Origin of the sequence: Pseudomonas sp. W5-36 (assembly GCF_046540455.1) — a bacterium.
GTDB classification, from domain to species: Bacteria; Pseudomonadota; Gammaproteobacteria; order Pseudomonadales; family Pseudomonadaceae; genus Aquipseudomonas; species Aquipseudomonas graminis_B.
Window position 1 is genome coordinate 196327 of record NZ_JAXCIQ010000007.1, and the last position, 15014, is coordinate 211340.

The window sequence follows — 15014 nt, forward strand, 5'->3', positions numbered from 1 at the left end:
CGACTATCTGGGGCAGGTCGGGGACAGATTGCAGGTCGGGGACAGATTAATTTACGGTGAAGCGTTGTAAATAAATCAGTCCCCTCAAACATCGATCTGGAAAGGTAGGGGACAGATTGCAGGTTGGGGACAGATTAATTTACGGTGAAGCGTTGTAAATAAATCAGTCCCCCTCAAACATCGGCTCTGACTGTAGGACCGGCTTCAGGCGGGAAGCTTTTGATCTGCTTTTGACCTTCGTATACAAAAAGCTCAAACACCGCCAATCGCGACTTGGGTGCAGGCCGAACGCAGACGACGCGGAGTGGGCCGAGCCGCATGGATGCGGCGAGAGCGCCGTCAGGACATGGATGTCCGTTCGGCGCGGGCCCACGGAGCGTCGTCGGAGTGAGGGTACCCTGACGAAGGAAGGGCCCAATCAGGAGCAAGCACCCTTGGTTACTTGGGGTGCTTTTCCAAGTAACTCGCCGAAGGCGAAACAGTCTGCCCCCAGGCAGACACCCTAGATCTTGATCTTGATCTTGATCTCAAAGATCAATCCCGCCCAGCGAACATTTTGACGGCATCCACCGCATCATTCGTCCCCGAACTGATCTGCACAATCGCAGCCCCCGCCTGATCCGCCAGATCCACACCCTTCACCGCCGTACTCCGCGTATTGTCCATACTCACAATCGCCTGACGCGTCTCAGTCTGAATCACCTGAATCATCTCCGAAATCTCCTGCGTCGACCGACTCGTACGACCCGCCAGTTGCCGAACCTCATCGGCCACCACCGCAAACCCACGGCCCTGATCGCCGGCCCGGGCCGCCTCGATCGCCGCATTCAACGCCAACAGATTCGTCTGATCCGCAATACTGCGAATCGTGTTCACGATCGCCGTAATCTGCTCCGAGCGCTCACCCAACTGACCGATGATCCGCGACGAATCATCGATATTCTGCGAAATCTGACGCATCTCACTGGCCGCCTGCTGAATCACCTGCGTGCCTTGCTCAGCGTATTTCTGCGTCTGCACCGAAATGTGATAGGCCTGCGCAGCACTCTGGGAATCCTCCTCGTGCTTCTGAATACGCGCGGTCACATCCGACGCAAACTTCACCACCTTCCACAGCTTGCCGCTGGCGTCATACACCGGGTTATAGGACGCCTCCAGCCAGAGCGTTCGGCCCTGCTTGCCGACGCGCTTGAACTGATCGCTGAAAAACTCACCCTTGTTCAACCGACGCCAGAAGTCCTGATAATCGGCGCTGTTGCTGAACTCAGGCGGGCAGAGCATCTTGTGGCTTTTGCCCAACAACTCCTGCCGGCTGTAGCCCAACAAACGCAAGAGGTTATCGTTGGCCGCGATGATCGTGCCGTCCAGGTCGAACTCAATCACCGCCATGGCGCGGTCGATGGCCTGCAACTTGTTGTGGGTTTCGCTCTCGGCCTGAAGCTTGGCGGTCACGTCCATGGCGTACTTGACCACCCGGATGACCTTGCCGTCCGAATCCCTGACCGGGTTGTAACTGGCCTCCAGCCACACCGTGCTGCCGTCGCCGGCGACACGCTGGAACGTCGCGGTCACAAACTCGCCGCTGCGCAAACGTGACCACAACTGAGCGTACTCAGGGCTGCGCCCGTGTTCCGGGGTGCAGAACATGCGGTGCTCTTTACCGATGACCTGCTCGGGCCGGTAGCGCATGGTGTTGAGGAAGTTGTCGTTTGCCTTGAGCACCATACCGTTCAGATCGAACTCGATGCTGGCCATCGAGCGATTGATCGCTTCCAGCAGACTGGCCTGATGGGCGACGGTCAGCTGCAGGTCCTGGATGATTTTATTCTTGGACGAGTCGAAAAACATGATGGCGGCTCACGCAGGTGGAGAGGCGAGGGTCCAGGTCCATGACCGTGCGAGCGAGAGTCAGCTCAGATGCGTGTTCCCTGTGCAGTGCAGCGGATAATCACGCAGGTGATGTTAAAAAGCTATGCCAAAGTTATACAGCTCGTCGGGTTTGTACAAGGCTGCCAGTTAATCGTCGAAACCGGCCTGCTCGGAGATCTCGTCCACCTTCAGCTCCAGTCGATAGGCCACGGCAATGAACAGTGCCTGACACAAACACAACGTAGCGCTGAGCGAACGAAACGCGAACGAGCTGCCTTCGTTGACCAGCAGCACGGCGTTGGCGCGCTTGGCCAGGGGCGACAGATTGCTGTCAGTAATGATCAAGGTCTTGGCCTGATGATGCTGGGCGATGCGCAGACAGTGCTGGGTTTCTTTGCCGTAGGGCGTGAAGCTGATGGCGATTACCAGGTCATTGGCGCGCACGCTGCGCATCTGCTCGCGGTAACTGCCGCCGAGGCCGGAAATCAGGTGGATGCGCTTATTGGTGTGCTGCAGGTTGTAGACCAGATAGTCGGCAACGGCGAAGGAGCGTCGTACCCCGACCACGTAGATGTTGTCGGCGTTGACCACCAGGTCCACGGCTTTCTCGAACGCTTCGTCGTCCAGTTCCAGCGCCAGCCGCTCCAGCCCCGACAGTGTGGCGTTCACGCATTCGCGGGCCAGGTCGCCGGCGCTGGCCTTCTGCGATTTGTTGGCGATCATGCTGCGAATACGTTGCTGGTAGTTCTGCACCGGGGTGGTTTTGTGGGTGTAGGCCTCGCGAAACAGCGCTTGCATTTCGCTGAACCCACTGAAGCCGAAGCGCTGGGAGAACCGCACAATGGCCGAAGGATGCACCTCGCATTCCCGGGCGATGTCGCTGATGCGGTCGACCATGATCCGGTCGCTCTGCTGGCTCATGTAGCTGGCGATGCGTTTGAGCTGGCGCGGCAGGCTCTCGTATTCGGCCGTGATCAGCTTGAGCAGGGCATCGGCGGTCTCCGGCGCGGCGGTGACGGGCGTTTCGCCGTCGGCTCCGTTATCGGGCGCGCCTGGCTGATCGAGGCTGGACATACGTGCAAATCCTTTGGCGGATGGTGGCGTGGCGGATTGTCCGGGAAGACAGGCGGCCAGTTTTGCAGGCTGTGACCCGCAATGCAAAGTGGAATAAATATTCCACCTGAAAATAATTTAGAAAAATTCATTGATCAAGGCCCGGCGCCGTTCTAGTCTGCATCCACGAACTCGCTTGCAAGCATCGGTTTCGCAGGCAAGAGCATCAGCACTCAAATCCATAACAATAAAAGAAGAGGGGCCGGCATGGGCCAGACTCGTTTTGCCACTGGGCGTCAGCTGGACGTGATTTGTCTCGGGCGCCTGGGTGTCGATCTCTACGCGCAGCAGATCGGCGCGCGCCTGGAGGACGTCAGCAGTTTCGCCAAATACCTCGGCGGCTCCTCCGCCAACATCGCGTTTGGCACCGCACGGTTGGGTGTGAAATCCGCCATGCTGACCCGCGTTGGCGACGACCACATGGGCCGTTTTCTGGTGGAGTCCCTGGCGCGGGAAGGCTGCGACGTCAGCGGCGTCAAGGTCGACGCCGAACGCCTGACCGCCATGGTCCTGCTCGGCATCAAGGACCGCGAAACCTTTCCGCTGGTGTTCTACCGCGAGAACTGCGCCGACATGGCGCTGCAACCGGAAGACATCGACGAAGCGCAGATCGCCTCCAGCAAGGCGCTGTTGATCACCGGCACACATTTCTCCACCGATCAGGTGTTCCGCGCCAGCAGTCAGGCGCTGGACTACGCCGAAAAACACCACGTCCGACGCGTCCTCGATATCGATTACCGCCCGGTGCTCTGGGGCCTGGCCGGCAAGGCTGACGGCGAGACGCGCTTTGTCGCCAACGACACCGTCAGCCAGCACGTGCAGCGCATCCTGCCGCGCTTCGACCTGATCGTCGGCACCGAAGAAGAATTCCTCATCGCCGGTGGCACGACCGATTTGCTCAGCGCCCTGCGTCGGGTCCGCGAACTCAGTGCCGCGACCCTGGTGGTGAAGCTTGGGCCACAAGGCTGCACGGTGATTCACGGCGCGATTCCGGCAAGGCTGGAAGACGGCGCGATCTACCCCGGCGTGCGCGTGGAAGTGCTGAATGTGCTGGGCGCAGGCGATGCGTTTATGTCCGGCTTTCTCAAGGGTTGGCTCAACGACGAGAGCGATGAGCGCTGCTGCCAGTTGGCGAATGCCTGCGGCGGTCTGGTGGTGTCGCGGCATGCGTGCGCGCCGGCCATGCCGACGCTGGTCGAACTGGAATATCTGTTCAACAGCCCGGTGGCGATTACCCGACCCGATCAGGACGCGGTGCTGCAGCGCCTGCACCGGGTCAGCGTGCCCCGTCGCGAATGGCAGCCGCTGTTCATCTTCGCCTTCGATCACCGCGGGCAACTGGTGGAGCTGGCGCAAAAGGCCGGGCGCGATCCGGCCTGTATCGGCCAGCTCAAGCAGTTGTTCGTGCAAGCGGTCGCGCGGGTCGAGGCCGATTTGCACACGCGCGGGATCGCTGCCGATGTCGGCGTGCTGGCGGATCAGCGCTTCGGTCAGGATTCACTGAATGCCGCCAGCGGGCGCGGCTGGTGGGTGGCTCGCCCGGTGGAAGTCCAGGGTTCACGCCCGCTGGCGTTCGAGCACGGGCGTTCGGTGGGCAGCACGCTGCAAAGCTGGCCTCAGGAACAGATCATCAAGTGCCTGGTGCAATACCACCCGGACGACGAGCCGATGCTGCGCCTGGAACAGGAAGCGCAACTGCTGGGGCTGTATCAGGCGGCGCTGGCCAGTGGTCACGAACTGCTGCTGGAGGTTATTCCGCCCAAGGATCATCCTTCGACCCATCCAGACGTTATCTACCGTTCCCTCAAGCGCCTCTACAACCTGGGCATTTACCCGGCCTGGTGGAAAATCGAGTCGCAGCCCGCCGAGGTCTGGGAGCAGCTCGACGCGCTGATCCACGAGCGCGATCCGTACTGCCGGGGCGTGGTGTTGCTGGGGCTGAACGCGCCCGCCGAAACCCTGGCAGCCGGCTTTCGTCAGGCGGCGAAAAGCACCACCTGCCGCGGTTTTGCCGTCGGCCGGACGATTTTTCATGAGCCCAGCCGAGCCTGGCTGGAAGGCGAAATCGACGACGCGGGCCTGATCACGCGGGTGCAGAGCAATTTCGGTTTCCTCATCGAATCCTGGCGCGACGCCCGGGCCTGACGTCAGAACCCGCGGCCTCTGTTTTCAGTTGAACGAGATAACAACAATAAAGGTGCAGCCATGCCCGCTTCTGCAATCCGAATTGGCATCAACCCGATTTCCTGGAGCAACGACGACCTCCCGGCCCTCGGCGGCGAAACGCCCCTGAGCACCGCGCTGGGTGAGGGCAAGGAAATCGGCTACGAAGGCTTCGAGCTCAACGGCAAATTCCCCAAGGATGCCCAAGGCGTGGCCGATGTGTTGCGCCCCTATGACCTGGCGCTGGTGTCGGGCTGGTATTCCGGTCGGCTCGCCAGCCGCTCGGCGGCCGAGGAAATCGACGCCATCGCCAGCCACGTCGAGCTGCTCAAGCACAATGGCGCCACGGTGCTGGTTTACGGCGAAGTGGCCGATTCGATTCAGGGTCAGCGCATTCGATTGGTCGAGCGACCGCGTTTCCACAGCGCCAGCGCCTGGCAGGCCTACGCCGACAAGCTCACCGAGCTGGCCCGGTTTACCCTGTCCCAGGGCGTGCGCCTGGCCTATCACCACCACATGGGCGCCTACGTGGAATCGCCGGAGGACATCGACACGCTGATGGCCCTGACCGGCGATGAAGTCGGCCTGCTGTTCGATTCCGGTCACTGCTACATGGGCGGCGGCGAACCGCTTCAAGTGCTGAGCAAACACATCGACCGCGTCTGTCACGTTCACTTCAAGGACGTGCGCAAGCCAGTGGTGCAACTGGCGCGCAACCATTTGTGGAGCTTTCCGGACTGCATCGTCAACGGCACCTTCACCGTGCCCGGCGATGGTGACATCGATTTCGCCGCGCTGCTGGATGTGTTGATGCAGGCCGGTTACCAAGGCTGGCTGGTGGTCGAAGCGGAACAGGACCCGGCCGTCGCGCCGAGCTATGCCTATGCAAAGAAAGGCTACGAGACCCTGCGCGCGTTGCTGGCCGCCGCGCAGGTCAATCACTCCGCTCGACAACACCGCACGCCCCAACAACCGCCTGAACACAGGAGTCTGTGAACATGAATCTCTTGGTCAAGAGCAAGGTCGAAGGGCGCGACGTGGTCGCGCTGGCCGACGGCGTGCTGACGTACGTCGGCTTCTCCGCCCATCGATTGAGCGTCGGCGAACGTCTGCCGGTGAGTGCGGGCGACAAGGAAATCTGCCTGGTGCTGCTCAGCGGTCGCATCAGCGTCAGCGGCGAGGCGCCGGGGCAGGGCGGGTTCAACTGGGAAAACCTCGGCGATCGGCAGTCCGTGTTCGAGGACAAATCTCCCTTTGCGGTGTATCTGCCGCCGGGCAGCCAGGCCGAAGTCACGGCGTTGAGCGCGGTGCAGATTGCCGTGTGCGCGGCGCCCGGCGATGCGTCCAAAGACCTGCCGGCGCGAGTCATCACCCCCGACACGATGAAACGCAGCGTGCGCGGCCGGGCGGCCAACACCCGTTACGTCTGCGACATTCTCCCTGATTCCGAGCCCGCGCATTCGTTGCTGGTGGTGGAGGTGCGCACGCCCTCGGGCCACTCATCCAGCTACCCGCCGCACAAGCACGACACAGATGATTTACCGCACCAGAGCTTTCTCGAAGAAACCTATTACCATCAGGTCAACCCGCCCCAGGGCTATGTGTTCCAGCGCGTGTACACCGACGATCGCAGCATCGATCAGGCCATGGCCGTGGAGAACAACGACCTGGTCACGGTGCCCAAGGGGTATCACCCGGTCACCGTGCCTTACGGCTACGAATCCTATTACCTGAACGTGATGGCCGGCCCCAAACGCGCCTGGCAATTTCATAACGATCCGCAGCATAGCTGGCTGCTCGATTTGTAAATCTATTGGAAGGAGCCCCTCAATGAGCACTGCCCCGATCATCGGCCACTACATCAACGGCCAGATTCACGACAGCGCCGAGCGTTTCAGCGATGTGTTCAATCCGGCCACCGGCGCCGTGCAGGCCCGGGTCGCGCTGGCGGAACTGAAGACCGTCGATGAAGCCGTTGCCGCTGCCCAGGCGGCGTTTCCCGCTTGGGCGGATCAGTCGTCCCTGCGCCGTGCGCGGGTCATGTTCAAGTTCAAGGAGCTGCTGGACCAGCACCATGACGAGCTGGCGGCCATCATCTGCCGCGAGCACGGCAAGGTGTTTTCCGATGCCAAGGGCGAAGTGGTGCGCGGTATCGAGATCGTCGAGTTCGCCTGTGGCGCGCCGAGCCTGTTGAAAAGCGACTACAGCGACAACATCGGTGGCGGCATCGACAACTGGAACCTGCGTCAGCCACTGGGCGTCTGCGCCGGCGTCACGCCGTTCAATTTCCCGGTGATGGTGCCGCTGTGGATGATCCCCATGGCGCTGGTCACCGGCAACTGCTTCATCCTCAAGCCGTCCGAACGCGACCCGTCTGCAAGTCTGCTGATGGCGCAACTGTTGAAACAGGCGGGCCTGCCGGATGGCGTGTTCAACGTGGTGCAGGGCGACAAAGTGGCCGTGGACGCGCTGTTGCAGCACAAGGGCATCGAGGCGATTTCCTTTGTCGGCTCCACGCCCATCGCCGAATACATTCATCAGCAGGGCACGGCCCACGGCAAGCGCGTGCAGGCTCTCGGCGGTGCGAAAAACCACATGATCGTCATGCCCGATGCCGACCTGGATCAGGCTGCCGACGCATTGATCGGCGCGGCTTACGGTTCGGCGGGCGAGCGCTGCATGGCGATTTCTATCGCCGTGGTGGTGGGTGACGTGGGGCAGAAACTCATCGACAAGCTGCTGCCGCGCATCGATGCCCTCAAGGTCGGCAACGGCATGAACGCCGACTCGGACATGGGCCCGCTGGTCACGGCGGTGCACAAGGCCAAGGTCGAAGGCTACATCGCCCAGGGCGTGCAAGAGGGCGCGAAGCTGATTGTCGACGGGCGCAACTTCACCGTGCCGGGGGCGGAACAGGGCTTCTTCGTCGGTGCCACGCTGTTCGATGAGGTGACGCCGGAGATGACTATCTATAAGGAGGAAATATTCGGACCGGTGCTGGGCATCGTCCACGTGCCTGATTTTGCCTCGGCGGTGGAGCTGATCAACGCCCACGAATTCGGCAACGGCGTGTCGTGCTTCACCAGCGACGGCGGCATTGCCCGGGCCTTTGCGCGCAACATCAAGGTCGGCATGGTGGGCATCAACGTGCCGATCCCGGTGCCGATGGCCTGGCATTCGTTCGGCGGCTGGAAACGCTCGCTGTTCGGCGATCACCATGCCTACGGCGAAGAAGGCCTGCGGTTCTACAGCCGCTACAAGAGCGTCATGCAGCGCTGGCCGGACAGCATCGCCAAGGGCGCGGAATTCAGCATGCCGACGGCGAAGTAGGGGAACAACGTTAATCGTTTGCTGAACGCGGTCGATGTGGGAGCGAGCTTGCTCGCGAAGGCGGCTGTATGGCCACTGGGGATGTGCCAGACGGACCGGCCCCTTCGTGAGCAAGCTCACTCCCACAGGGATCATCGCTGAGTCTGAATATTCAGCCCAGTCAGCCAAGTCCGCTAACCATTCCCAGGGCTTTCATCACCGCCAATAACAGCAAGGTGCAAGCATGACCACGACTCGATTGACCATGGCCCAGGCCCTGGTGAAGTTTCTCGATAACCAGTACGTCGAAGTCGACGGCGTGCAGAGCAAGTTCGTCGCCGGGGTGTTCACCATTTTCGGTCACGGCAACGTGCTCGGCCTGGGCCAGGCGCTGGAGCAGGACAGCGGCGAGCTCATCGTCCATCAAGGCCGCAACGAACAAGGCATGTGCCACGCCGCCATGGGTTTTGCCAAGCAACACCTGCGGCGCAAGGTCTACGCCTGTAGCTCGTCGGTCGGCCCCGGCGCCGCCAACATGATCACTGCCGCGGCCACCGCGTCGGCCAATCGCATTCCGCTGTTGTTGCTGCCCGGCGATGTCTACGCCAGTCGCCAGCCCGATCCGGTGCTGCAACAGATCGAACAGTTCCATGACCTCAGCATCAGCACCAATGACGCCTTCAAGGCCGTGAGCAAATACTGGGACCGCATCAACCGCCCCGAGCAGCTGATGAGCGCGGCCCTCAACGCCATGCGCGTGCTCACGGACCCTGCCGAAACCGGCGCCGTCACCCTGGCACTGCCCCAGGACGTGCAGGCCGAAGCCTACCACTACCCCGATTCATTCCTGCAAAAGCGCGTGCACCGCATCGACCGCCGTCCGCCCACCGAAGCGATGCTCAACGATGCCGTGACGCTGCTCAAAGGCAAACGCAAGCCGCTGCTGATCTGTGGCGGCGGCGTGCGTTATTCCGGTGCGGCCGCCGAGTTGCAGGCGTTCGCCGAGCGCTTCGGCATCCCGTTCAGCGAGACCCAGGCAGGCAAAAGCGCCATCGTCTCCGCCCATCCACTGAACATGGGCGGCATCGGCGAGACCGGCACCCTGGCGGCGAATACCCTGGCCCGGGAGGCGGACCTGATCATCGGCGTCGGCACCCGTTACAGCGATTTCACCACCGGCTCCAAATCCCTGTTCCAGAACCCTGACGTGCAATTCCTCAACCTCAACGTCGGCGCATTCGATGTGCAGAAACTCGATGGCGTGCAGGTGTTGGCCGATGCGCGCCTGGCGCTTCGCTCCCTGTCGGATCAGTTGGGGGACTACCGCGCGCAGTGGGGCAATCAGCCGCGCGAGGCGAGGGCTGCTCTGGATGCGGAAGTGGATCGGCTGTACGCCGTGGAATACCAGGCCGAGGCTTTCGAGCCGGAAGTCAGCGGCCATCTCGACCCGCAGGTGCTGCGCGATTTCATCGAAATGACCGGTTCGTGCCTGACCCAGAGCCGGGTATTGGGGGTGCTCAACCAGCAATTGCCCTCAGACGCGGTCATCGTCGCGGCGGCCGGCAGTCTGCCCGGCGATTTGCAGCGGACGTGGCGCAGCACCAGCGTCGACAGTTACCACGTCGAGTACGGCTATTCCTGCATGGGCTATGAGGTCAACGCCGCGTTGGGCGTGAAAATGGCGGCGCCGGAGCGCGAGGTGTACGCGCTGGTGGGTGACGGTTCCTACATGATGCTGCACTCGGAACTGGCCACCTCGATTCAGGAACGGCGCAAGATCAACGTGATACTGCTCGACAACATGGCCTTCGGTTGCATCAACAATTTGCAGATGGGCAACGGCATGGGCAGTTTTGGTACGGAATTCCGCTACCGCAATCCCGAGACCGGTCAGCTGGATGGCGACTTCGTGCCGGTGGATTTCGCCATGAGTGCCGCGGCGTATGGCTGCAAGACCTACAAGGTCAGCAACGCCCGGGAGCTGGAAGCGGCACTGGCCGATGCGCGCCTGCAGACCGTTTCGACGCTGATCGACATCAAGGTGCTGCCGAAAACCATGATCCACGGCTACCTGTCGTGGTGGCGCGTGGGCGTGGCGCAGGTGTCGACCACGGGAACAACGGCCGAGGCGTACGAGCGGCAAAAAGCGGCGTTGGCCAAGGCCCGCCAGTATTGAACACAGGCCCTGTAGGAGCGTGGCTTGTCCCGCGATCTGCCGGGAACCGGCAGCACATTCAGGCAACGCGATGTGTCTGATACACCGCATTGGCTGGATTGACGACGACTGCGTCGCCGATCGCGGGACAAAGCCACGCTCCTACAGGGCAAGGAGATTACTTATGAAAATCGGACTCATCGGCTACGGCAAGGGCGGGCGTTACTTTCACGCGCCGCTGATTGCCAGCCAGCCCGGCATGACGTTTGCCGGCGTGGTCACCCGTTCGCCGGAACGCCGCCAGGACCTGCGCAACGATTACCCCAAGGTCCCGGCCTTCGACAGCCTGGCCGATCTGGTCGCGGCCGGTGTCGATGCGGTGGTGATCTCGACGCCGCTGGCCTCCCGCCGTGCCTTGATTCTCGAAGCCATCGCACTCGGCGTCCCGGTCGTCAGCGACAAACCGTTCGCGCCGGATGCCCAGGCGGCCCAGGAACTGGTAGACGCCGCCGAACGCCGAGGCGTGCTGCTGGGCGTGTACCAGAACCGTCGCTGGGACTCGGATTTTCTCACCGTGCGCAAGCTGATCGATCAGGGCGTTCTCGGCGACATCAGCCGCTTCGAGTCCCGGGTCGAGCGCTATTCGCCGTCCTCGGTTGGCAAGGAAAGCGGCGGCGGCATTCTCCGCGATCTCGGCAGCCATCTGGTGGATCAGGCACTGCTGCTGTTCGGGCCGGTGAAGCGGGTGTACGCCGAGCTTGAGTTCGCGACGCCGGAGCAAAAGGTCGATCACGGCTTCTTTATTTCACTGACCCATGCCAACGGCGTGGTTTCGCACCTCTGGGGCAACTGCCTGCAAAACGCCCAGGGCCCGCGTTTTCGAGTCAACGGTTCACAGGGCTGCTATACCGTGGAGGGCCTCGACGGTCAGGAAGCTGCCGCACTGGCCGGGTTGTCCCCCCGATCCGAAGGCGATCGCTGGGGCGTGGAAGAACACCGACGCTGGGGCTGGTTCCAGCAGGGCGAGCACCGCGAGCGGGTCCCGTCGGAGCGTGGCTGCTGGACCGAGTTTTACCGGCAGTGGCAGGAAGCGGTGATGAATCAGGGGCGTAATCCTGTGGATGCAAACGATGCGGTTGCCTCGGCCCGCGTGCTGGATGCCGCGAGGATCAGCGCGATGGAGGGCAGGGTGGTTGTGCTGTAGGACGTGCACCCGAATGTCCCGCGAGGGAGTGCGCTGCACCCACCGGATTGCCCGAACAAGGCGCATCAAACCGAAAATAGAAATTAATTCTAAAAGCTGTTGAAGTAGAAATTATTTTCCAATAGAGTCATTTCCAGGTTGCCGACGATCGCCGTCAGCGCCTGGTGCCGGGTCTCCCGGCAGCAGGCCGAACGAGCGACACAAAAACAAGAAAGCCAATCGCAGACAGGTACCGCCAATGAATATTCTCAGATCAGCCGCCAAGGCTTGCCGTCCCTTCTTACTCGCGCTTCCTGCTATTCCCCGCGCTGTTTCCCACAGATTGATCAACGCCGCCCCCGCTGTCGAGTCCGCCCTCGAAACCATCGCCCATGTGCTCTGCGTCCAACGCCGCGGGGTTGTGGTATGCGGCGCATCGGGTGGTTCGGTCGCGCACCTTTCAGACACAGCGCGCACTGCTCCGCGCTGAGTGTCAGTACCTCCAGCCGTCATCATCCCTGTCATTACAACAACAAGAATCTGGAGAAAGACCGTTCATGAATACCCCGCTCCGTTTCACCTCACTCGCTCTAGCCCTCATGCTGAGCAGCGGCGCCACCCTGGCCGCCGACCTGAAGATCGGCGTGTCCATGTCGCAGTTCGATGACACGTACCTGACCTACATGCGCGAGGACATGGACAAGAAAGTCAAAGCCATGGGCGGCGTCGATTTGCAGTTTGTCGATGGCCGCAATGACGTGAACAAACAGCTCGATCAGGTGCAAGAGCTGATTGGCAAGAAGGTTGACGCACTGATCGTCAACCCCGTCGACACCGAAGCCACCGTGAAGATCACCAAGGCTGCCACGGATGCCGGCATTCCGCTGGTCTACGTCAACCGCCGTCCGGACGATCCGAAGCTGCCCGCAGGCGTTGCCTCTGTGACCTCCGACGACAAGGAAGCAGGGCGCATGCAAATGGAATACCTGGCCAAGAAAATGGACGGCAAGGGCAACGTCGTCATCTTGCTCGGTGAGCTGGCCAATAACTCGACCCGCGACCGCACGGCGGGCGTCAAGGAAGTCCTGAAAAACTACCCCGACATCAAGGTCACTCAGGAGCAGACCGGCGCCTGGCAGCGGCAGAAAGGCATGGACGTCACCAATGACTGGCTGACCCAGGGCCGCGACTTCAAGGCGGTCATCTCCAACAACGACGAAATGGCCATCGGTGCGGCCATGGCGCTGAAGCAGGCGGGCAAGAAAGGGGAGGTGTTTGTGGCCGGTGTCGACGGCACGCCGGACGGTCTGAGCGCGGTCAAGAAAGGCGACCTCTCGGTCTCGGTGTTTCAGGACGCCAAGGGGCAGGGCGAGGGCGCAATCGATGCGGCCGTGAAACTGGCGAAGAAGGAAACGCTGCCCGAACAGGCCATCGTGATTCCCTTCAAGCTGATCACGCCTGACAACGTCAACACCTTCAAATAACCGCTCATCTCAGACCGACTGACACCCGGCAGAGCACCGCCTGGCCGTGCCTCTGCCGACCCTGTCACCCGAGGAGCCTGTGACCATGTTCGCTTCCACAACCGCTTCGGCTTCAACCCTCTCGCCTGTCTCCGGGACGACGAACGACGCCGAGCACCCTTATCTGCTGGAAATCACCAACATCAGCAAGGGCTTCCCCGGGGTGGTGGCGCTGGACAACGTGCAACTGCGCGTGCGGCCCGGCAGCGTGCTGGCGCTGATGGGCGAGAACGGCGCGGGCAAGTCCACGCTGATGAAAATCATCGCCGGCATCTACCAGCCCGACACCGGTGAAATCCGCCTGCGTGGCGAGCCGGTGGTGTTTCAGTCCCCGCTGGCGGCGCTGCAATCGGGCATTGCCATGATCCATCAGGAGCTCAACCTGATGCCCCACATGAGCATCGCCGAGAACATCTGGATCGGCCGCGAGCAGCTTAACGGCCTGCACATGGTTGACCACCGTGCGATGCACCGCTGCACGGCGCAATTGCTCGGACGCCTGCGCATCAACCTCGATCCAGAGGAGATGGTCGGCAACCTGAGCATCGCCGAGCGTCAGATGGTCGAGATCGCCAAGGCCGTTTCCTACGACTCCGACGTACTGATCATGGACGAGCCGACCTCCGCCATTACCGAGACGGAGGTCGCCCACCTGTTTTCGATCATTGCCGACCTGCGGGCCCAGGGTAAGGGCATCATCTACATCACCCACAAGATGAACGAAGTGTTCGCCATCGCCGATGAGGTGGCGGTGTTCCGGGACGGCGCCTATATCGGTCTGCAGCGGGCCGACAGCATGAACGGCGACAGCCTGATTTCGATGATGGTTGGCCGTGAACTCACCCAGCTGTTTCCCGAACGCGACCAGCCCGTGGGCAAGTTGCTGCTGTCGGTTCGCGACCTGTCGCTCAACGGCGTGTTCGAAGGCGTGTCGTTCGACCTGCACGCCGGCGAAGTGTTGGGCATCGCCGGGCTGATGGGCTCGGGGCGCACCAATGTCGCTGAAACGATCTTCGGCATCACCCCCAGTACGCGCGGGGAAATCCTCCTCGACGGCACGCCGATCCGTGTCAGCGACCCGCACTTCGCCATCGAGAAGGGCTTCGCGTTGCTCACCGAGGATCGCAAGCTCAGCGGCCTGTTTCCGTGCCTGTCGGTGCTGGAAAACATGGAGATGGCGGTGCTGCCCCATTACGCTGGCAACGGTTTTGTCCACCAGAAAGCCTTGCGCGTGCTGTGCGAAGACATGTGCAAAAAGCTGCGGGTGAAGACGCCGTCCCTTGAGCAGTGCATCGACACGCTGTCCGGCGGCAATCAGCAGAAGGCGCTGCTGGCGCGCTGGCTGATGACCAACCCGCGGGTGCTGATCCTCGATGAGCCCACCCGCGGCATCGACGTCGGCGCCAAGGCCGAGATCTATCGGCTGATTTCCCTGCTCGCCAGCGAGGGCATGGCGGTGATCATGATTTCTTCCGAACTGCCGGAAGTGCTGGGGATGAGCGACCGGGTCATGGTCATGCACGAAGGCGAAATGATGGGCACCCTCGACCGCGCCGAGGCCACCCAGGAGCGGGTCATGCACCTGGCGTCCGGAAACCCGGTCCACTGAATCTCGGGCTATTGACGCTCCGATTCAAGCACTGCACCACGCCCCAGTCACACTGCCCCAGTCGGGTCGCACAAGAACAAGAGGCACACA

The 15014-nt window shown here is 61.9% G+C and carries 10 protein-coding genes and 1 pseudogene; 8 read left to right on the top strand and 3 right to left on the bottom strand.

The annotated features are described in order from the left end of the window. Window positions 1–534 precede the first annotated feature (534 nt). From SLW74_RS14865 to SLW74_RS14875, 3 genes and pseudogenes are all read right to left on the bottom strand, one after another. Window positions 535–1086: a methyl-accepting chemotaxis protein gene (locus SLW74_RS14865; protein ID WP_410929382.1), complete on the bottom strand. Its 552-nt coding sequence runs from the start codon at window positions 1084–1086 to the stop codon at window positions 535–537. Next, window positions 1072–1848, bottom strand: a pseudogene (locus tag SLW74_RS14870) (PAS domain-containing protein); the annotation flags it as partial. The pseudogene SLW74_RS14870 and the gene SLW74_RS14865, both read right to left, overlap by 15 nt. A gap of 168 nt (window positions 1849–2016) precedes the next feature. Continuing rightward, on the bottom strand, window positions 2017–2943 hold the full coding sequence (locus SLW74_RS14875; protein ID WP_296311100.1) for a MurR/RpiR family transcriptional regulator: 927 nt from the start codon (window positions 2941–2943) through the stop codon (window positions 2017–2019). Between the two features lie 246 nt (window positions 2944–3189). Between SLW74_RS14875 and SLW74_RS14880 the strand changes: the two genes are divergently transcribed. From SLW74_RS14880 to SLW74_RS14915, 8 genes are all read left to right on the top strand, one after another. Further along, a complete protein-coding gene (locus SLW74_RS14880; protein ID WP_410929341.1) occupies window positions 3190–5127 on the top strand; it encodes a bifunctional 5-dehydro-2-deoxygluconokinase/5-dehydro-2-deoxyphosphogluconate aldolase in 1938 nt (645 codons plus the stop codon). A 60-nt stretch (window positions 5128–5187) separates the two neighbouring features. Then, window positions 5188–6141, top strand: a complete 954-nt coding sequence (iolE, locus tag SLW74_RS14885) for a myo-inosose-2 dehydratase (protein WP_410929342.1) — start codon at window positions 5188–5190, stop codon at window positions 6139–6141. A 2-nt stretch (window positions 6142–6143) separates the two neighbouring features. Continuing rightward, complete coding sequence (iolB, locus tag SLW74_RS14890; RefSeq protein ID WP_410929343.1) at window positions 6144–6953, top strand: 5-deoxy-glucuronate isomerase; 810 nt, start codon at window positions 6144–6146, stop codon at window positions 6951–6953. A 22-nt stretch (window positions 6954–6975) separates the two neighbouring features. Then, window positions 6976–8475 (top strand): CoA-acylating methylmalonate-semialdehyde dehydrogenase, encoded by a 1500-nt coding sequence (locus tag SLW74_RS14895; RefSeq protein ID WP_065986212.1) that lies wholly within the window; start codon window positions 6976–6978, stop codon window positions 8473–8475. A gap of 223 nt (window positions 8476–8698) precedes the next feature. Continuing rightward, window positions 8699–10630 (top strand): 3D-(3,5/4)-trihydroxycyclohexane-1,2-dione acylhydrolase (decyclizing), encoded by a 1932-nt coding sequence (iolD, locus tag SLW74_RS14900; RefSeq protein WP_410929344.1) that lies wholly within the window; start codon window positions 8699–8701, stop codon window positions 10628–10630. A gap of 163 nt (window positions 10631–10793) precedes the next feature. After that, complete coding sequence (locus tag SLW74_RS14905; RefSeq protein WP_410929345.1) at window positions 10794–11813, top strand: Gfo/Idh/MocA family oxidoreductase; 1020 nt, start codon at window positions 10794–10796, stop codon at window positions 11811–11813. A 536-nt stretch (window positions 11814–12349) separates the two neighbouring features. Next, window positions 12350–13276 (top strand): sugar ABC transporter substrate-binding protein, encoded by a 927-nt coding sequence (locus SLW74_RS14910; protein WP_410929346.1) that lies wholly within the window; start codon window positions 12350–12352, stop codon window positions 13274–13276. A gap of 85 nt (window positions 13277–13361) precedes the next feature. Continuing rightward, entirely contained in the window at window positions 13362–14924 is a 1563-nt protein-coding gene (locus SLW74_RS14915) for a sugar ABC transporter ATP-binding protein (RefSeq protein WP_369318724.1), read from the top strand. The last annotated feature ends 90 nt before the right edge of the window (window positions 14925–15014 follow it).